Origin of the sequence: Streptomyces sp. NPDC048696, assembly GCF_043198895.1 — a bacterium.
GTDB lineage: Bacteria > Actinomycetota > Actinomycetes > Streptomycetales > Streptomycetaceae > Streptomyces.
The window spans coordinates 447,161-464,058 of record NZ_JBICVJ010000002.1 but is presented as its reverse complement, the minus strand read 5'-3'; the positions used below and the strand labels follow the sequence as shown (position 1 = coordinate 464,058).

18 protein-coding genes are annotated in these 16,898 nt (G+C 71.4%); 8 read left to right on the top strand and 10 right to left on the bottom strand.

What is annotated here, in order from left to right; genetic code table 11:
* The first annotated feature begins 9 nt into the window (after positions 1-9).
* The 6 genes from ACGFRG_RS05140 (at position 10) to ACGFRG_RS05115 (ending at position 6,081) form a co-directional block, all read left to right on the top strand.
* Complete coding sequence (locus ACGFRG_RS05140) at positions 10-321, top strand: urease subunit beta (RefSeq protein WP_361426941.1); 312 nt, start codon at positions 10-12, stop codon at positions 319-321.
* On the top strand, positions 314-2,035 hold the full coding sequence (locus ACGFRG_RS05135; RefSeq protein ID WP_393261425.1) for an urease subunit alpha: 1,722 nt from the start codon (positions 314-316) through the stop codon (positions 2,033-2,035). The genes ACGFRG_RS05140 and ACGFRG_RS05135 overlap by 8 nt, the downstream gene beginning before the upstream one ends.
* A gap of 13 nt (positions 2,036-2,048) precedes the next feature.
* Positions 2,049-2,723 carry an urease accessory UreF family protein gene (locus ACGFRG_RS05130; RefSeq protein ID WP_361426935.1) on the top strand — a complete coding sequence of 225 codons (675 nt, stop codon included), beginning with the start codon at positions 2,049-2,051 and terminating at the stop codon, positions 2,721-2,723.
* A 212-nt stretch (positions 2,724-2,935) separates the two neighbouring features.
* Complete coding sequence (gene ureG / locus ACGFRG_RS05125) at positions 2,936-3,613, top strand: urease accessory protein UreG (RefSeq protein WP_361426932.1); 678 nt, start codon at positions 2,936-2,938, stop codon at positions 3,611-3,613.
* Positions 3,601-4,395 (top strand): urease accessory protein UreD, encoded by a 795-nt coding sequence (locus ACGFRG_RS05120; RefSeq protein WP_393261422.1) that lies wholly within the window; start codon positions 3,601-3,603, stop codon positions 4,393-4,395. Before ureG ends, ACGFRG_RS05120 begins: the two co-directional genes overlap by 13 nt.
* Before the next feature lie 108 nt (positions 4,396-4,503).
* Positions 4,504-6,081, top strand: coding sequence for an alpha/beta hydrolase (locus tag ACGFRG_RS05115; protein ID WP_361426926.1), 1,578 nt, complete (start codon positions 4,504-4,506; stop codon positions 6,079-6,081).
* 97 nt (positions 6,082-6,178) lie between these two features.
* Here the strand turns inward: ACGFRG_RS05115 and ACGFRG_RS05110 are convergent, their stop codons facing one another.
* The 7 genes from ACGFRG_RS05110 to ACGFRG_RS05080 all read right to left on the bottom strand — a co-directional run bounded on the left by ACGFRG_RS05110 (position 6,179) and on the right by ACGFRG_RS05080 (position 12,507).
* Entirely contained in the window at positions 6,179-7,216 is a 1,038-nt protein-coding gene (locus tag ACGFRG_RS05110; RefSeq protein ID WP_393261420.1) for an NAD-dependent epimerase/dehydratase family protein, read from the bottom strand.
* 64 nt (positions 7,217-7,280) lie between these two features.
* The gene (locus ACGFRG_RS05105; RefSeq protein WP_361426920.1) at positions 7,281-7,982 is read right to left on the bottom strand and encodes a lysophospholipid acyltransferase family protein; all 702 of its coding nucleotides are present in this window, start codon (positions 7,980-7,982) and stop codon (positions 7,281-7,283) included.
* A 40-nt stretch (positions 7,983-8,022) separates the two neighbouring features.
* Entirely contained in the window at positions 8,023-8,181 is a 159-nt protein-coding gene (locus ACGFRG_RS05100; protein WP_188274733.1) for a hypothetical protein, read from the bottom strand.
* Between the two features lie 96 nt (positions 8,182-8,277).
* Entirely contained in the window at positions 8,278-9,228 is a 951-nt protein-coding gene (locus ACGFRG_RS05095; protein WP_361426917.1) for a cytochrome c oxidase assembly protein, read from the bottom strand.
* A gap of 105 nt (positions 9,229-9,333) precedes the next feature.
* Positions 9,334-10,359 (bottom strand): 6-phosphofructokinase, encoded by a 1,026-nt coding sequence (locus ACGFRG_RS05090; RefSeq protein ID WP_361426914.1) that lies wholly within the window; start codon positions 10,357-10,359, stop codon positions 9,334-9,336.
* 157 nt (positions 10,360-10,516) lie between these two features.
* Complete coding sequence (locus tag ACGFRG_RS05085; RefSeq protein ID WP_361426911.1) at positions 10,517-11,245, bottom strand: glutamine amidotransferase; 729 nt, start codon at positions 11,243-11,245, stop codon at positions 10,517-10,519.
* 23 nt (positions 11,246-11,268) lie between these two features.
* Entirely contained in the window at positions 11,269-12,507 is a 1,239-nt protein-coding gene (locus ACGFRG_RS05080) for a MurT ligase domain-containing protein (RefSeq protein WP_358836097.1), read from the bottom strand.
* A 117-nt stretch (positions 12,508-12,624) separates the two neighbouring features.
* Between ACGFRG_RS05080 and def the strand changes: the two genes are divergently transcribed.
* Complete coding sequence (gene def / locus ACGFRG_RS05075; protein ID WP_393261417.1) at positions 12,625-13,179, top strand: peptide deformylase; 555 nt, start codon at positions 12,625-12,627, stop codon at positions 13,177-13,179.
* Between the two features lie 215 nt (positions 13,180-13,394).
* On the opposite strand, the gene ACGFRG_RS05070 is transcribed toward def, so the two are convergent.
* Positions 13,395-14,045: a TetR family transcriptional regulator gene (locus tag ACGFRG_RS05070; RefSeq protein WP_361426905.1), complete on the bottom strand. Its 651-nt coding sequence runs from the start codon at positions 14,043-14,045 to the stop codon at positions 13,395-13,397.
* Positions 14,046-14,232: 187 nt separating this feature from the next.
* Here ACGFRG_RS05070 and ACGFRG_RS05065 point away from each other — a divergent pair, with 187 nt between their 5' ends.
* On the top strand, positions 14,233-15,462 hold the full coding sequence (locus ACGFRG_RS05065) for an acyl-CoA dehydrogenase family protein (RefSeq protein ID WP_361426902.1): 1,230 nt from the start codon (positions 14,233-14,235) through the stop codon (positions 15,460-15,462).
* Positions 15,463-15,487: 25 nt separating this feature from the next.
* Here ACGFRG_RS05065 and ACGFRG_RS05060 read toward each other — a convergent pair whose 3' ends face one another.
* Positions 15,488-15,976 (bottom strand): glutathione peroxidase, encoded by a 489-nt coding sequence (locus ACGFRG_RS05060; RefSeq protein ID WP_393261414.1) that lies wholly within the window; start codon positions 15,974-15,976, stop codon positions 15,488-15,490.
* Positions 15,977-16,007: 31 nt separating this feature from the next.
* Complete coding sequence (locus ACGFRG_RS05055; protein ID WP_361426896.1) at positions 16,008-16,886, bottom strand: acyl-CoA thioesterase II; 879 nt, start codon at positions 16,884-16,886, stop codon at positions 16,008-16,010.
* Positions 16,887-16,898: the final 12 nt, after the last annotated feature.

Here is a 16,898-nt window from a genome sequence, read left to right as displayed (position 1 = left end):
GCGGAGCCGATGATTCCAGGAGAGATCCTGTTCGCGGACGAGCCCGTCGCCCTCAACGAGGGCCGCGAGGTCACCCGGATGACCGTCCTCAACGCCGCCGACCGGCCCGTACAGGTCGGCTCGCACTACCACTTCGCCGAGGCCAACCCCGGCCTGGACTTCGACCGCGCCGCCGCCCGCGGGCTGCGGCTGAACATCGCCGCGGGCACCGCCGTGCGCTTCGAACCGGGCATCCCGGTGGACGTCGAACTCGTCCCCTTCACCGGACGCCGGGTCGTGCCCGGGCTGCGCGGCGAGACCGGAGGTCCTCTCGATGGCTGAGCTCAACCGTGCCGTGTACGCCGACCTGTTCGGCCCCACCACCGGCGACCGCATCCGGCTCGCCGACACCGATCTGCTGGTGGAGATCGAGGAGGACCGCTGCGGCGGCCCCGGACGCTCCGGCGACGAGGCGGTGTTCGGCGGCGGCAAGGTGATCCGCGAGTCGATGGGCCAGGCCCGCACCACCCGCGCCGAAGGCGCACCCGACACCGTTGTCACCGGCGCCGTCGTCCTCGACCACTGGGGGATCGTCAAGGCCGACATCGGGATCCGGGACGGCCGCATCACCGCGATCGGCAAGGCCGGCAACCCCGACACCATGGACGGGGTCCACCCCGACCTGGTCATCGGCCCCGAGACCGAGATCATCGCCGGGAACGGGAAGATCCTCACCGCCGGCGCGGTGGACACCCATGTCCACTTCATCTCGCCGACCCTGATCGACCAGGCGCTCTCCTCGGGCATCACCACCCTGGTCGGCGGCGGCACCGGCCCCGCCGAGGGCACCAAGGCCACCACCATCACCCCCGGCCCCTGGCATCTGGCCCGGATGTTCGCCGCGCTGGAGAACGCGCCCGTCAACATCGGACTGCTCGGCAAGGGCAACACCATGTCGCGCGAGGCGATGCACTCCCAGCTGCGCGGCGGCGCGCTCGGGTTCAAGATCCACGAGGACTGGGGGGCGACCCCGGCCGTCATCGACGCCTGTCTGAGCGTCTGCGACGAGAGTGGCGCCCAACTCGCCATCCACACCGACACGTTGAACGAAGCGGGCTTCGTCGGCGACACCCTCGCCGCCATCGCGGGCCGCTCCATCCACGCGTACCACACCGAGGGCGCGGGCGGCGGGCACGCGCCGGACATCATCACCGTGGTGTCCGAGCCGTACGTGCTGCCCAGCTCCACCAACCCGACCCGGCCGCACACCGTCAACACCATCGAGGAACACCTCGACATGCTGATGGTCTGTCACCACCTCAACCCGGCCGTGCCGGAGGACCTGTCGTTCGCCGAGTCCCGCATCCGGCCGTCGACCATAGCGGCCGAGGACATCCTGCACGACCTCGGCGCCATCTCGATCCTGTCCTCCGACTCCCAGGCGATGGGGCGCATCGGCGAGGTCATCATGCGGACCTGGCAGACCGCGCACGTGATGAAGGCGCGCCGGGGCGCGCTCGCCGGGGACGGGCGGGCCGACAACCACCGGGCGCGTCGCTATGTCGCCAAGTACACGATCAACCCGGCCGTCGCACAGGGCCTCGACCACGAGATCGGCTCGGTCGAGCCGGGCAAGCTCGCCGACCTGGTGCTGTGGGAGCCCGCGTTCTTCGGCGTCAAGCCGCAGCTCGTCATCAAGGGCGGCCAGATCGCGTACGCGCAGATGGGCGACGCCAACGCGTCCATCCCCACGCCCCAGCCGATCCTGCCGCGCCCGATGTTCGGCGCGTACGGCAAGGCGCCCGCGGCCAACTCGCTCAACTTCGTGTCCCAGGCGGCGCTCGACGACCGGCTGCCCGAACGGCTCGGCCTGGACAAGGAGTTCGTCGCCATCAAGAACACCCGCCGGGTGGGCAAGGCCGACATGCGCGAGAACGACACGCTGCCCGACGTCAGGGTCGACCCGGACACCTTCACGGTGACCATCGACGGCGACGCGGTCGAACCCGCGCCGGCCGCCGAACTGCCCATGGCCCAGCGGTACTTCCTCTTCTGAGAGCGGCTGTCCAATGTCTCGCGCAGCCTTGCTCGTCCTCGCCGACGGACGCTTTCCGGCGGGCGGCCACGCCCACTCGGGCGGCGCCGAACCCGCCGTGAAGGCGGGCCGTGTCCACGACGCGGCCTCTCTGGCCGAGTTCTGCCGGGGGCGGCTGCACACGACGGGTCTGGTGTCCGCCTCGCTCGCCGCGGCGGCGGCCCTCGGGCTCGATCCGCTCGCGCTCGACGAGGCGGCCGACGCCCGCACCCCGTCCCCTGCGCTGCGGGCCGCCGCGCGCAGGCTCGGGCGCCAGATGATGCGGGCGGCCCGGGCCACCTGGCCCAGCGAGGAGCTGGCCGCGCTCGCCGCCGCCCGGCCGCGTGGTGCGCATCAGCCGATCGTGCTCGGGCTCGCCGCGCGGGCGGCGGGTCTTGGGGCGCAGGACGCGGCGCACTGTGTGGCGTACGAGTGCGTGAGCGGGCCCGCGACGGCGGTGGTGCGGTTGCTGAGCCTCGATCCGTTCGACGCCACGCGGGTGCTCGCACGGTTGGCGCCCGAGCTGGACGTGGTGGCTTCGCGGGCCGCGCGGTCGGCGGCCTCCGCCGCCGTGTCGGGGCTGGATGCGTTGCCCGCCGCCTCGGCGCCGCTGCTCGATGTCATGGCCGAGGCGCATGCGGCTTGGCAGGTGCGGTTGTTCGCTTCCTAGCTTTCCCCCACCCCGCCCCTTCCCGAAACCCTGCCGGGGGCGGCTGGGGGTGGGGCGCCGTTGCCGGGGGCTGCGCCCCCGGACCCCCCTATCGCCCTGAACGGGCTCGTCCTCAAACTCCCCCAAGGACTTCGTCCAGGGGGACCCCCACGAGCTGAAATGCACCCGGACCGACTGAAGTCGACCGGCGAACCGAAAAGTGGAGCCGCCTCATGCATCTCGACCACTCCCACTCCGGCCCCGCCGCCATCAGCGCCGACGCGCACCGGCCCGACGGGACGCGTCGTGCGTTGCGTGTCGGGCTCGGGGGGCCCGTGGGGTCCGGGAAGACCGCTACCGTCGCCGCGCTCTGCCGGGCCCTGCGCGAGCAGTTCTCGCTGGCCGTCGTCACCAATGACATCTACACCCGCGAGGACGCCGAGTTCCTGCTGCGCAACGCCGTGCTGCCGCCCGAGCGGATCCAGGCCGTGGAGACCGGGGCCTGCCCGCACACCGCGATCCGGGACGACATCTCCGCCAACCTCGAAGCCGTCGAGGACCTGGAGGACGCGGTCGGGCCGCTCGACCTGATCCTGGTCGAGTCCGGCGGCGACAACCTCACCGCCACCTTCTCCAAGGGCCTGGTCGACGCGCAGATCTTCGTCATCGACGTGGCGGGCGGCGACGACATCCCGCGCAAGGGCGGTCCCGGCGTCACCACCGCCGACCTGCTCGTCGTCAACAAGACCGACCTCGCCCCGTACGTCGGCTCGGATCTGGAGCGGATGGCCCGGGACGCCGAGGAGCAGCGGGCCGAACTGCCCGTCGTCTTCCAGTCGCTGAGGTCCGAGAACGGCGTGGACGCGGTCGCCGACTGGGTGCGGGGGCGGCTCGCCGCATGGCAGGGCTGAGCACCGGCGCGGGAGTGCGCGCCACCGCCCGCGTCGTCGCGACCCCCGAGGGACTGCCGGTCCTGGCCGGTCAGGGCCCGCTCGCGCTGCGCCGCACCCGGGGGACCCCGGACCGCCACCGGGTCACCGTCGTCGGCGCGATGAGCGCCCCGCTCGGCGGCGACCACATCGCCGTCGAGGCCGACGTACGGGACGGGGCCCGGCTCACCGTGGACTCGGCCGCCGCCACCATCGCCCTGCCGGGGCGGAGCGGTGAGCGCGCCCGGTACGACGTACGTCTGACGGTGGGTCGGGACGCCGAGCTGCACTGGCTGCCCGAGCAGCTGATCTCGGCCCGGGGCAGCGATCTGCGGATGCGCACCCGCGTCGCGCTGGCGCCGGGCGCCCGCCTGGTGCTGCGCGAGGAGCAGATCCTCGGACGCCACGGCGAGGAGCCCGGCACGCTCGCCACCCGGCTCACCGTCCACCTGTCGGGCCGCCCGCTGCTCGACCAGGAGCTCGCGTACGGGCCCGGCGCGCCCGGCGGATGGGACGGCGGCGCGGTGCTCGGCGGTCATCGTGCGGTCGGGCAACTGCTGGTGGTGGACCCGGAGTTGGCGGACAAGCCCGCCGAGCCCCGGCTGCTCGGCGAGAACGCGGTGCTCACGCCGCTGGCCGGGTCCGCCTTCCTGGTGAGTGCCCTCGCCCCGGACGCCCGGCTGCTGCGGCGCGTCCTCGATCGCGCGCTCGACGAGGTCGTGACCGCTCAGCGGGATCCGGCGTCCCGTCTATCGGTTCGGTAAAGAAACGCCAGTACGACCTGTTCCGGACAAGGTCACAGGCGCGAGGATCCCCCGAGACCACAAAAAGCGCCGCCACAGGCGGCGCACAGCAGCAGGGGGAGGAACCACTTGAGACGCACCGCAGTGCTCGGTTCGGCCGGCACTCTGATCGCGGCCACGCTCATAGCCGGCGCGATCGCGGCCCCGGCGGCGACCGCCGAGAGCCGTCACCACGGCACGTCCGAGGCGCGCGGCGTGCAGCTCGCCGCCGAGCGGGCCGCCAAGAAGGGCATCGACTGGACCGACTGCCCGGCCGACTGGGGCTTCGCCAAGCCGATCCAGTGCGGCTACGTCAGCGTCCCGCTCGACTACGCCCACCCGTACGGGCAGCAGATCAAGCTCGCCGTGGACCACATCGCCTCGACCGGTACCCCGGCCGAGCGCCAGGGCGCCCTCGTCTACAACCCCGGTGGCCCCGGTGCCTCCGGCATGCGGTTCCCGACCCGGGTGACCAACAAGAACCCGCTGTGGGCCAACACCGCCAAGGCGTACGACTTCGTGGGCTTCGACCCGCGCGGTGTGGGCCACTCGACGCCGATCTCCTGCATGGACCCGCAGGAGTACGTCAAGACGCCGAAGGCCGACCCGGTCCCTTCCAGCGAGGCCGACAAGCGTGCCCAGCGCAAGCTCGCCGCCGAGTACGCGGACGGGTGCGCCGAGCGCAGCGGCTGGATGCTGCCGTTCATGACCACTCCGAACACCGCCCGCGACCTGGATGTCATCCGCGCCGCGCTCGGTGAGAAGAAGCTCAACTACCTGGGTGTCTCCTACGGCACCTACCTGGGCGCGGTCTACGGCACGCTCTTCCCGTCGCACGTGCGGCGCATGCTGGTGGACAGCGTCGTCGACCCGTCGCGCGACAACATCTGGTACCAGGCCAACCTGAACCAGGACATCGCCTTCCAGGGCCGCTGGAGCGACTGGGAGAACTGGGTCGCCAAGAACGACGCGACCTACCACCTGGGCGACACGGCGGCCAAGGTCGAGCAGCAGTGGGTGAAGCTGCGCGCCGCGGCCAAGAAGAGCCCCATCGGCGGTGTGGTCGGCCCCGCCGAGCTCATCGGCTACTTCCAGAAGGCCCCGTACTACGACTCGTCGTGGGCGCCCGTCGCCAAGGCGTGGAGCCAGCACGTGGCGGGTGACAGCAAGGCGCTGATCGCGGCCGCCGGTGCCGACATGTCGGACATCGCGGGCAACATCAGCTCCGAGAACGGCAACGCGGTCTACACGGCCGTGGAGTGCGCCGACGCCAAGTGGCCCACCAGCTGGAAGAAGTGGGACCGGGACAACACCCGGCTCAACAAGGACAACCCGTTCATGACCTGGGCGAACGCCTGGATGAACCTGCCGTGCGCCACCTGGCAGGCGCCGCAGCAGACCCCGGTCGAGGTCAAGACCGGCAAGGGCCTGCCGCCGGTGCTGATCGTCCAGAGCACCCGGGACGCGGCCACGCCGTACCAGGGCGCCGTCTCGCTGCACCAGCGCTTCAAGGGCTCGCGTCTGATCACCGAGAAGGGTGCCGGTTCGCACGGTGTGACCGGTCTGGTCAACCCCTGCATCAACAGCCGGGTGGACACCTACTTCCTCACCGGCAAGGTCGACGCCGCCGATGTGACGTGCACCCCGCACGCCACGCCGAAGCCGTAACGGCCGAGCGGCAGTAGGAAACCAGCGGTAGGAAACCAGCGGTAAGAAGGGGCGGCCGGAACTCCGGCCGCCCCTTTGCGTCATCGGCCCGTCCGCGTCAGCCGCGCCCGGCCAGCCAGGCGTCCTCGGCCGCGTAGTCGAACGGGTCCACCTCGCCGTACAGCTGCGCCATCTTGGGGAACGCCCGGCGCCAGTCGCTCTCGCGCACCTGGTCGACCAGCCAGGCGACCGTCGCGGGCAGCGACTGCTCGTACCCGGTCACCGCCCGGTAGCCCAACTCCCGCTCGGCGGCGGACATGTCGTACACCAGGGGATGTTCCAGGCTCCACGGTGTGAGCCCGACCGTGCCCACCGGCGCCGGGCCCTCCACCGTGACCAGCTCGCTGCGCACGCCCATCACCTCGTCGATCGCGGCGCTGATCCCGGCCACCGTCGGCACCTCGGGATCCCCGGCGTTGAGCACCCGCGCGCCGGGCCTGAGCGCCGCGAGGCGGATCAGCTCGGCCAGGTTGGAGACATGCACCGGATGGAACCTGTTCCGGCCGCCGTACGCGAGCACCCGCACGGGACGGCGGTCCAGCGCCCGCTGCACGAAGTAGAACTCGCGGGGAAAGCGCGAGTGCGGCCCGTGGACCGCACCGGCCCGCAGCAGCGTCGTCGCAAGCCCGGAGGCCAGCAACTCCCGCTCCAAAAGCACCTTCCTGCTCCCGTACGTGGCATCGCCGGGCGCGACCGTACGGTGGGTCTCCGGCAACGGGACCGGATAGCGCGGCTGTCCGCCCGGTTCGTCCTGGGTGTCGAAGCTGTGGCCGTGGTCGTCCTCGTAGAGCGCGCCGGTGGAGATGACCACCGCGGAGCCGATCCGGTCCTTCAGCCCGGCCAGCTGCCGGGCGTGGTCGCGGCCGAACGCGACCATGTCGACCAGGACGTCGCAGCCGTCGCCGAGCGCGGTGGCGAGCGCCCCGTCCGCGTCGCGGTCGAGCGCGACCGCCTCCACCCCGCCCGGCCAGCCGGGATCCGTCCCGCCGCCGCGCGAGGCGGCCCGCACCCGCCAGCCGTCCTCGGCGAGCGCGCGCACGGCGGCCCGCCCGATCTGTCCCGTGGCCCCTACGACGAACGCAGTTCCCTTGTCCATGGACGGGACGCTACGACCGTACGATCTTGGCGGCCAGCCCTTTGCGCCCTGGGCGGATCCGCTGTCAGCCGAGGATCCTGGGGAACTTCGCGGCCTCCTCGGCTTTCACGTCGGCCGCGTACCGGTCGACGTACTCCTGCCCGGAGAGATCCAGGATCTTGTACATCAGCTCGTCGGTGACGGCCCGCAGGATCGCCTTCTCGTTCTCCATCCCGAGGTAGCGGGAGAAGTCCAGCGGCTCGCCGAACCGGATGGTGACCCGGCGGATCCTCGGCACCACCTGGCCGGGCGGCTGGATCTCGAACGTGCCGACCATCGCGCACGGGATCACCGGCACCTGCGCCCTGAGCGCCATCACGGCGACCCCGACCTTGCCCTTGTACAGCCGTCCGTCGTGCGAGCGGGTGCCCTCGGGGTAGATGCCCAGGAGCTCGTCCTTGGCCAGCACCCCGAGACCTTCGCGGATCGCCGCCTGCCCGGCCTCCTTGCCGGACCGGTCGACCGGGATCTGGCCGATCGCGCGGAAGAAGGCGGCGGTGAGGCGGCCCTTGATCCCGGGGCCGGTGAAGTACTCCTGCTTGGCGAGGAAGGTGATGCGGCGCTTCAGCATCACCGGCATCAGGAAGTGGTCCGAGAACGACAGGTGGTTGCCCGCCACGATCGCCGGGCCCTCCTGCGGAATGTGCTCAAGGCCCTCGATCCTCGGCCGGAACAGCAGCCTCAGCAGTGGCCCGAGCAGGACGTACTTGAGCACGTAGTACAGCAACGCACCGGCTCCTCACTCGGCCCGCCCGCCGGGCCGCCGCTCAGGCGCTGCGCGAAGCCGCCATGCCGACCGTGGAAAGGCCGAGGACCACCCAGCCGAACCAGAGCCAGCCGCTGCTGCCGAGCGCCACCGTGTAGGCAGTGATCACCACCAGCGCCACGACGGTGAGCACCACCATCGCCTTCGTCGTGCCGGGCATGGGCGTCCCCTTCCGACCGGCCGCTGCCGTGGAAGTCCATGGTCGCCCCGGGAACGCCCCGGGCGCCAGACGTGCGTACCGATGGCGTACGGCTGGTCACTGCCCGCGTGCGTTGAGCGAGGCGAGATAGGCGTTGTACGCCGCCAGCTCCTTGTCGCCGTTGCGGTCGGCGGCCCGGTCCTGCCGCTTCGCCTCGCGCTTCTCGGTCGCGTACCACTGGAAGACCAGCGCGATCAGGACCACCACGGACGGGATCTCGCTGAAGGCCCAGGCGATGCCGCCGGCCGCCTCCTGGTCGGAGAGCGCGTCGATGCCGAGCGAGGCGGGCGGGTTCTTGTACGTGCCGATCATCGGCTGGGTAGCCATCATCAGCGCGATGCCGAAGAAGGCGTGGAACGGCATGCCCGCGAAGAGCTCCAGCATCCGCATGATGTAGCCGGGCCGGTGCGGGCCCGGGTCGACGCCCATGATCGGCCAGAAGAAGACCAGGCCCACGGCGAGGAAGTGGACCATCATCGCGATGTGGCCGGTCTTCGACTCCATCAGGAAGTCGAACAGGGGCGAGAAGTAGAGCGCGTACAGGCTCGCGATGAACAGCGGGATGGTGAACGCGGGATGCGTGACGATCTTCATGTACCGGCTGTGCAGCAGCGCGAGCAGCAGTTCGCGCGGACCCCTGCGGCCCCGGCCCGCGACCGGCAGCGCCCGCAGGGTGAGCGTGATCGGCGCGCCCAGGAGCAGCAGGATCGGCGAGAGCATGCTGATGACCATGTGCTGGACCATGTGCACGCTGAACATGACCATGCCGTAGTCGTTCAGCTTGGTGCACATCACCAGGCCGATGCTCAGCACACCCAGGGTCCAGAAGATCATCCGGCTGACCGGCCAGCTGTCGCCGCGTCGGCGCAGCCGCACGACCGCGTAGCCGTACAGACCGAGCCCGAGCACGCAGCCGATCAGGAAGAACGGGTCCGCGGACCACTCCATACCCCGCGCCAGCGTGAACGGCGGCAGATCCATGGTCATGCCGTGCCCGCTGTGATCCATCCGCTGACTCCTGATTTCGTACCGGTTGTCCGGACCCAGAGTAGAACCGCCCCCGGCCGCTGATGCGACCGGGGGCGGTTGATTGCCTACGAAACTACCCGTACGTCAGAGCACGCACTCCGCCTCGGCGTAGCGCTCGGCCGGGACGGTCTTGAGCGTCGCCGTCGCCTCGGCGAGCGGCACCATGGTGATGTCGGTGCCGCGCAGCGCGGTCAGCATCCCGAACTCGCGGCGGTGCACCGCCTCCACGGCGTGCCAGCCGAACCGGGTGGCCAGGACGCGGTCGTACGCGGTCGGGGTGCCGCCGCGCTGGACGTGGCCGAGGATGACCGCGCGGGCCTCCTTGTTCAGCCGGCGCTCCAGCTCGACGGAGAGCTGGCTGGCGACGCCCGCGAACCGCTCGTGGCCGTAGATGTCGGTGCCGCCCACGTCGAAGCGCATGGAGCCCTCACGGGGCTTGGCGCCCTCGGCGACCACCACGATCGCGAACTTCTTGCCCGCGGAGAAGCGCCGGCCGACCAGCTCGGTCAGCTCGTCGATGTCGAACGGGCGCTCCGGCACGACGATCGCGTGGGCGCCCGCGGCCATGCCGGAGTGCAGCGCGATCCAGCCGGTGTGACGGCCCATGACCTCGACGATCAGGACGCGCTGGTGGGACTCGGCCGTCGTCTTGAGGCGGTCGAGCGCGTCGGTGGCGACACCGACGGCCGTGTCGAAGCCGAAGGTGACATCGGTCGAGGCGATGTCGTTGTCGATGGTCTTGGGCACACCGACGATCGGCAGGCCCGCCTCGGAGAGCAGATGGGCGGCCTTGAGCGTGCCCTCGCCGCCGATCGGGATGATCGCGTCGAGGCCGAGCTCGGCGACATGGCCCTTGGCGCGCTCCACGCCGTCGCGCAGATGCGCGGGCTGCACCCGGGACGAGCCGAGGATGGTGCCGCCGAGCGCGAGGATGCCGCCGACCGCGTCGAGGTCGAGCTTGCGGTAGTCGGCCTCCAGGAGACCCTTCCAGCCGTCGTGGAAGCCGATGACCTCGTCGCCGTGGTCGACCACCGCGCGGTGCACGACGGAACGGATGACGGCGTTCAGGCCGGGGCAGTCGCCGCCGGAGGTGAGCACACCAATTCGCATTGCCCGGAAAACCTTTGCAACGTGGGCCGACGACCGGACCACGTCGTCCGGTTGGATCCCCGCCACCCTACCGGCGCAGGGTGACGGGGCCGAATCAGACGTCCGACTGATGGACGTCGTACGAACGTCCAACGCCGCTCCGGAGAGCGGCGTCGGGTCAGGCGGGCTGGGTCGCCGAGGCGATGCGCTCGGCGCGCAGCGCCTCGTACCAGCGGTCGTCGGTCGGCGGCAGCGCGTTCACATCGAGGGCCAGCTTCAGCAGCAGGTCCGCGATCTGCGGGTTGCGCGCGAGCACGGGACCGTGCATGTACGTGCCGAAGACCGTCTCGTTGTAGGCGCCCTCGGTGCCGTCGCCGGTGCCGTTGCCCCGGCCCAGGCGGACCCGGGCGAACGGGCGGGCGGTGGGGCCGAGATGGGTGATGCCCTGGTGGTTCTCGAACCCGGTGAGCTGGGGCAGGCCCAGGCGCTCGTCGATGTCGCCGAGGACGTCGCCGACGCAGCGCTCGCCCTCGCCCCGGGTGGAGACCACGTCGAGCAGGCCGAGGCCGGGCTCGCGCTCACCGAGGTCGTTGATGAACTCGTGGCCGAGGATCTGGTACCCGGCGCAGACCGAGAAGATGATCGCGCCGTTGGCGGCGGCGCGCTGGAGCCCGCCGTCGCGGCGCAGCCGCTCGGCCGCCAGCCGCTGCGGCCGGTCCTCGCCGCCGCCGATCAGATAGATGTCGCCGGACGACGGCACCGGCTGGTCGCTGCGGACGTCGACGCGCGCCACGTCGAGGCCGCGCTGACGGGCCCGGCGCTCCACGACCAGCGCGTTGCCCTGGTCGCCGTAGGTGCTCAGCAGGTCGGGGTAGACCCACACGAGGCGCAGGCTGTTGTCGCTCATTGCTCGCTTCTCCTTCGGGGGTCTCAGTTGCCGACCGTGCGGCGCACGTCCTGGAAGGCGGTGTAGTTGGCGATCAGCTCGATCTGCCCGGGCGGCGCCAGCTGTACGCACTCCGCCAGGCTCTCGCAGACCCGGAAGTCCAGGTTGGCGACTTCGAGGCGGACCGCCAGGTCCAGCTTGCGGTCGCCGATCACGAAGATCGGGTGACCGGCGAGCCGGGTGTAGTCGACGTCCCACAGCCACGAGGTGTCCGTGCCGTCCGCGCCCCGGGCGTTGACCGAAAGGATCACCGGCGTCGGCGGCGGGTCGATCAGGGAAAACGTTTCGAGCCAGCCCGCCGGGTTCTTCGCGAGCAGCAGCCGCAGCTCACGGCCCTGGAAGGAGACGACGTCATAGCGTCCCGCGACCGCCTGCACCTGGTACATCCGCTCAAGCGCGACCTGCGGCGGCACCCCGAACACCGCGGCGACCGCGGCGGAGGTGGCGGCGTTGGCCTTGTTGGCGCGGCCGGGCAGCTGGAGGTGGATCGGCCAGGCCGAACCGTGCGGGTCCAGGACGTAGTCGCCGCTGAGCACCCAGCTCGGGGCGGGGCGGCGGAAGCCGCACTCACCGCAGAACCAGTCGTCGCCGGGGCGCTGCATCACACCGCCGCAGGCGGGGCACGACCAGGCGTCGTCCTTCCACTCCTGGCCGGCCGCCACCCACACCACATTGGGGGAGGAGGACGCCGCCCAGACGACCAGCGGGTCGTCGGCGTTGGCGATCACCACGGCCTTGGTGCCCTGGAGTCCCTCGCGCCACTTCTCGGCGAGCATCCGGGTCTCGGCGGCCCGGTCGAGCTGGTCGCGGCTCAGGTTGAGCAGCGCGATCGCCTTGGGCGTCACATCCCGCGCCACCCCCGAGAGGTACTTCTCGTCCACCTCGATCACGCCGAAGCGGGCGTCCGAGCCGCCCGCCAGCGCCGAGGTGATGCCCGCGGGCATATTGGCGCCCAGCGCGTTCGACACCACCGGGCCGCTGGCCCGCAGTGCCTCGGCGATGAGCCGGGTCGTCGTCGTCTTGCCGTTCGTCGCCGAGACCAGGACCACGTCCAGGTGGTTCGCCAGCCGCCCCAGCAGATCGGGGTCCAGCTTGAGCGCCACCCGGCCGCCGATCACCGATCCACTGCCCCGCCCCGCCGCGCGCGACACCGCCGCAGCGGCCTTGCCCGCCGTCACGGCGAGCTTGGCCCGCGGTGACAGCGGCTCCGCGTTGCCTGCCATCGTCCTTGATCCTCCTTGCGCCTGGGTCGGACCTCAGCCTATCGAGATCCGGACAGCGGCCCGAACCGCGCCACCGCGAGCGCGGCTCCGGGTGGCCCGGAACGTACGCTTGCGGCCATGCGCCACCGTCCGATTCCCGGCAGTTCCGGCACCGTACGAGAGATGTCTCTCCTCGGCGACCCGGTCCTGCACGCCCCCTGCGAGCCCGTCACCGACTTCGGACCGCCGCTTCGGCGGCTGGTCGAGGACATGTTCGCGACGATGTACGCGGCGCAGGGGGTCGGGCTCGCGGCGAATCAGGTCGGGGTGGGGCTGCGGGTGTTCGTGTACGACTGCCCCGACGACGAGGACGTCCGCCATCTCGGACACATCGTCAACCCGCGTCTGGTGTCCACGGACGGTGTAGTGATCCGGGGTTCCGAGGGCTGTCTGTCCCTGCCCGGTCTTGAGGCGGGGACGGAGCGGTACGACGAGGCGGTGGTGGAGGGGGTGTTGGCGGACGGCTCGCCGGTCCGGATCCTCGGCACCGGCTTCTTCGCCCGGTGCCTCCAGCACGAGATGGACCACCTGGAGGGGGTGGTGTACCCGGACCGCTTGACGGGCTGGCGCCACCGCCGCCTGCTGCGCTCGGCCGCCAAGGCGGGTCTGCCCCCCACCCCGCCCGTTCCCTGAAGCCCTGGGCGGGCGGCCGGGTTCTTCGGCTGCGGCCCGGTGGGGGCTGGTCGCGCCCGCGCGGCGGAGCCGCAAATGTCACAGCCCCGCGCCCCTAAGAGGGCCCTCCGGGCCCTCTTAGGGGCGCGGGGAACTGCGCGAGCAACCCAGCACGGTCCGCAGCCCAAGAGCGGGGCGGGGGTCCGGGGCGGAGCCCCGGGGGTAAGTGGGGGGAATCAGAACCCCGGGCCGCCCGCTCGGTCGCCCGCCGCTGCCAACCGCCCCCACAGCAGATCCGCCAGCCCCCGTACCAACTCGTCCCGCGAGCACGGACGTTCCCCCAGCCACCAGTCGCCCGCCGCGTGCATCATGCCGACGATCCCGTGCCCCCACACCCGCGCGAGCGCCTCGCTCCCGGGCCCGAGGTCGATCCGCTCGGCTATGACCACGCCCAGCTCCTCGCCCATCCGCCGCAGCAGCGGCGCCGAGTGCCGCCCCACGTCGAACCCGGGTTGCTCACCCGCCCCGGACTCCTCCGCCGGGTGCATCAGGAACCGGTACACCTGCGGCCGCGCCTCGATCGCCGCGAGATAGGTGTCCAGCGTCGCCTCCACCCGCTCGCGGCGCTCGGCCGGCGCGTCCAGGGCCGCCCGCAGCGCGGCGAGCAGCGCGTCGGTGTGGCGCTGGGCGAGCGCGCGGTACAGCCCGCCCTTGTCCCCGAAGTGGCGGTACAGGATCGGCTTGGTGATGCCCGCCTCCGCCGCGATCGCGTTCATCGACGCCTTGGGCCCGTCCCGGAGTACCACCCGGTCCGCCGCCTCCAGCAGTTCGCGCCGGCGGGTCTCGGCCGACGTCCGCTGCTGCTCGGCCTGGTGTGTGGTCTCCATGGCTGTGTCTCCCCGCCCGTACTGCGTTGTGCGTTTTCGGTCTTGCGCGATGCCTGCGCAACGTAACACCCCGACCAGGTCGTCCGCTGAGTGCAGGACGGCTGGTTGACATGCTCTACCGGCCAGTAACATACTGCCGTTACCGCAAGTAACGCTTGCTCGTGGCACAGGGAGTGGTGGAGACGACATGGCCGAGTTCACGATGGAACTCAATGACGACCAGAAGCAGGTCCAGGACTGGCTGCACGGATTCGCCAAGGACGTCATCCGCCCCGCCGCCGCCGAGTGGGACGAGCGAGAGGAGACCCCCTGGCCGGTGATCCAGGAGGCCGCCAAGGTCGGAATCTACTCCCTGGACTTCTACGCCCAGCAGTTCTTCGACCCGACCGGCCTCGGCATCCCGGTCGCGATGGAGGAGCTGTTCTGGGGCGACGCGGGCATCGCCCTGTCGATCGTGGGGACGGGCCTGGCCGCCGTCGGCGTCCTCGCCAACGGCACCGAGGAGCAGATCGGCACCTGGATCCCGCAGATGTACGGGGACGTGGACGACGTGAAGGTGGCCGCCTTCTGCTCCTCCGAGCCGGACGCGGGCTCCGATGTCGCCTCGATGCGCACGAAGGCCGTCTACGACGAGGCCAAGGACGAGTGGGTCCTCAACGGCACCAAGACGTGGGCCACCAACGGCGGCATAGCCAACGTCCACGTCGTGGTCGCGGTCGTCGACCCCGAGCTCGGCTCCAAGGGGCACGCCTCGTTCATCGTGCCGCCGAACACCCGGGGTCTGTCCCAGGGGCAGAAGTTCAAGAAGCACGGCATCCGCGCCTCGCACACCGCCGAGGTGGTTCTGGAGGACGTGCGCGTGCCCGGGCACTGCCTGCTCGGTGGCAAGCAGAAGCTCGACGAGCGGCTGGCGCGGGCCCGCGAGAAGGCCAGGGCGGGCGGCGGCGAGCGCGTGAAGAACGCCGCCATGGCCACCTTCGAGGCGTCCCGCCCGGCCGTCGGCGCCATGGCGGTCGGCACCGCCCGCGCCGCGTACGACTACGCCCTCGAATACGCCAAGGGGCGCGAGCAGTTCGGCCGCCCGATCATCGACAACCAGGGCGTCGCCTTCCAGCTCGCCGACATGCGCACCCAGATCGACGCGGCCCGCCTCCTGGTGTGGCGGGCCTCCTGGATGGCGACCGCGGGCAGGCCCTTCACCTCGGCCGAGGGCTCGATGTCCAAGCTGTACGCGAGCGAGACCGCCAAGAAGGTCACCGCCCAGGCGATCCAGATCCTCGGCGGCAACGGCTACACCCGTGAGTACCCGGTGGAGCGCATGCACCGCGACGCGGCGATTTACACGATCTTCGAGGGTACGAGCGAGATCCAGCGCCTGGTCATCGCCCGCACCCTCTCGGGCATGCCGATCCGCTGAGCGCTCCGCTGGAATCGCGGAGCGCTCAGGCCGAGAGCAGCGCCTCGATCGCCGCGACGAGTTCCGGGGCGTCCGGCTCGGTGCGCGGGCGGATGCGCGAGACGACCTCGCCGGACGGCGAGATCAGGAACTTCTCGAAGTTCCACTGGATGTCCCCGGCCTCGCCGTCCGCGTCCGCGACCTCGGTCAGCCGGGCGTACAGCGGGTGACGGCCGTCGCCGTTGACGTCCGTCTTCTCCAGGAGCGGGAACGTTACGCCGTACGTCGTGGAGCAGAAGGTCCGGATCTCCTCCGCGCTGCCGGGCTCCTGCCCGCCGAACTGGTTGCAGGGCACGCCGAGCACGGTGAAGCCGCGCTCGGCGTACTGCGCCTGGAGGCGCTCCAGGCCGGCGTACTGCGGGGTCAGGCCGCACTTGGACGCCACGTTCACGACCAGCACCGCCTTGCCCTTGTAGTCGGCGAGCGAGGTGGGCTCGCCGGTCAGGGTGCGCAGCGGGATGTCGTACAGGGACATGCGTAACTCCTCATGGCAGTAAGTGAGTCGATCAGACGTCGGTGGACAGCGGGCGGAACAGGCCCTCCTGGACCACCGACACCAGGAGCCGGCCCTCGCGGTCGTAGATGCGGCCGCGGGCCAGGCCCCGGCCGCCGGTCGCGATGGGGGACTCCTGGTCGTACAGGAACCACTCGTCGGCGCGGAACGGCCGGTGGAACCACATCGCGTGGTCCAGCGAGGCCATGTCGAAGCCGCGCGGCCCCCACAGGGGCTCCACCGGGATGCGTACCGCGTCCAGGAGCGTCATGTCGGACGCGTACGTCAGCGCGCAGGTGTGGACCAGCGGGTCGTCGCCCAGCGGGCCGACCGCGCGCATCCACACCGCGCTGCGCGGGTCCGCGTCCTTGATCTCGTCCGGGGTCCAGCGCAGCCGGTCCACGTACCGGATGTCGAACGGCTGGCGCCGCGCCATCCGTTCCAGGGCCTCCGGCAGCGCCCCCAGGTGTTCGCGGATCTCGTCGCCGACCGTCGGCAGCGACTCGGGCTCCGGGAAGTCCAGGCGCGGCGGCAGCTGGTGCTCGATGCTGCCGGGCTCCGGCTGGTGGAAGGAGGCCGTCAGATTGAAGATCGTGCGGCCCTGCTGGACCGCCGTGACCCGGCGGGTGGTGAACGACCGGCCGTCCCGGACCCGTTCGACCTGGTAGACGATCGGGACGCCGGGGTGGCCGGGGCGCAGGAAATAGGCGTGCAGCGAGTGCACCGGGCGCTCGCCGTCCGTCGTGCGCCCGGCCGCGACCAGCGCCTGGCCCGCGACCTGGCCGCCGAAGACCCGCTGGAGGGACTCCTCGGGGCTGCGGCCGCGGAAGATGTTGACCTCGATCTGCTCCAGGTCGAGCAGATCGACAAGTCTCTCGGCGGGGTTGGTCATGTCGTCGCGGTC

Excerpts from the sequence above, each read along its gene's own strand:
- ACGFRG_RS05090 (WP_361426914.1), bottom strand. The coding sequence starts at position 10,359 with ATGCGAATTGGTGTGCTCACCTCCGGCGGCGACTGCCCCGGCCTGAAC.
- ACGFRG_RS05095 (WP_361426917.1), bottom strand. The coding sequence starts at position 9,228 with ATGGATCACAGCGGGCACGGCATGACCATGGATCTGCCGCCGTTCACG.
- ACGFRG_RS05065 (WP_361426902.1), top strand. The coding sequence starts at position 14,233 with ATGGCCGAGTTCACGATGGAACTCAATGACGACCAGAAGCAGGTCCAG.
- ACGFRG_RS05110 (WP_393261420.1), bottom strand. The coding sequence starts at position 7,216 with ATGGACAAGGGAACTGCGTTCGTCGTAGGGGCCACGGGACAGATCGGG.
- ACGFRG_RS05060 (WP_393261414.1), bottom strand. The coding sequence starts at position 15,976 with ATGTCCCTGTACGACATCCCGCTGCGCACCCTGACCGGCGAGCCCACC.
- ACGFRG_RS05130 (WP_361426935.1), top strand. The coding sequence starts at position 2,049 with ATGTCTCGCGCAGCCTTGCTCGTCCTCGCCGACGGACGCTTTCCGGCG.
- ACGFRG_RS05140 (WP_361426941.1), top strand. The coding sequence starts at position 10 with ATGATTCCAGGAGAGATCCTGTTCGCGGACGAGCCCGTCGCCCTCAAC.
- def (WP_393261417.1), top strand. The coding sequence starts at position 12,625 with ATGCGCCACCGTCCGATTCCCGGCAGTTCCGGCACCGTACGAGAGATG.
- ureG (WP_361426932.1), top strand. The coding sequence starts at position 2,936 with ATGCATCTCGACCACTCCCACTCCGGCCCCGCCGCCATCAGCGCCGAC.
- ACGFRG_RS05120 (WP_393261422.1), top strand. The coding sequence starts at position 3,601 with ATGGCAGGGCTGAGCACCGGCGCGGGAGTGCGCGCCACCGCCCGCGTC.
- ACGFRG_RS05100 (WP_188274733.1), bottom strand. The coding sequence starts at position 8,181 with ATGCCCGGCACGACGAAGGCGATGGTGGTGCTCACCGTCGTGGCGCTG.
- ACGFRG_RS05135 (WP_393261425.1), top strand. The coding sequence starts at position 314 with ATGGCTGAGCTCAACCGTGCCGTGTACGCCGACCTGTTCGGCCCCACC.
- ACGFRG_RS05080 (WP_358836097.1), bottom strand. The coding sequence starts at position 12,507 with ATGGCAGGCAACGCGGAGCCGCTGTCACCGCGGGCCAAGCTCGCCGTG.
- ACGFRG_RS05085 (WP_361426911.1), bottom strand. The coding sequence starts at position 11,245 with ATGAGCGACAACAGCCTGCGCCTCGTGTGGGTCTACCCCGACCTGCTG.
- ACGFRG_RS05070 (WP_361426905.1), bottom strand. The coding sequence starts at position 14,045 with ATGGAGACCACACACCAGGCCGAGCAGCAGCGGACGTCGGCCGAGACC.
- ACGFRG_RS05055 (WP_361426896.1), bottom strand. The coding sequence starts at position 16,886 with ATGACCAACCCCGCCGAGAGACTTGTCGATCTGCTCGACCTGGAGCAG.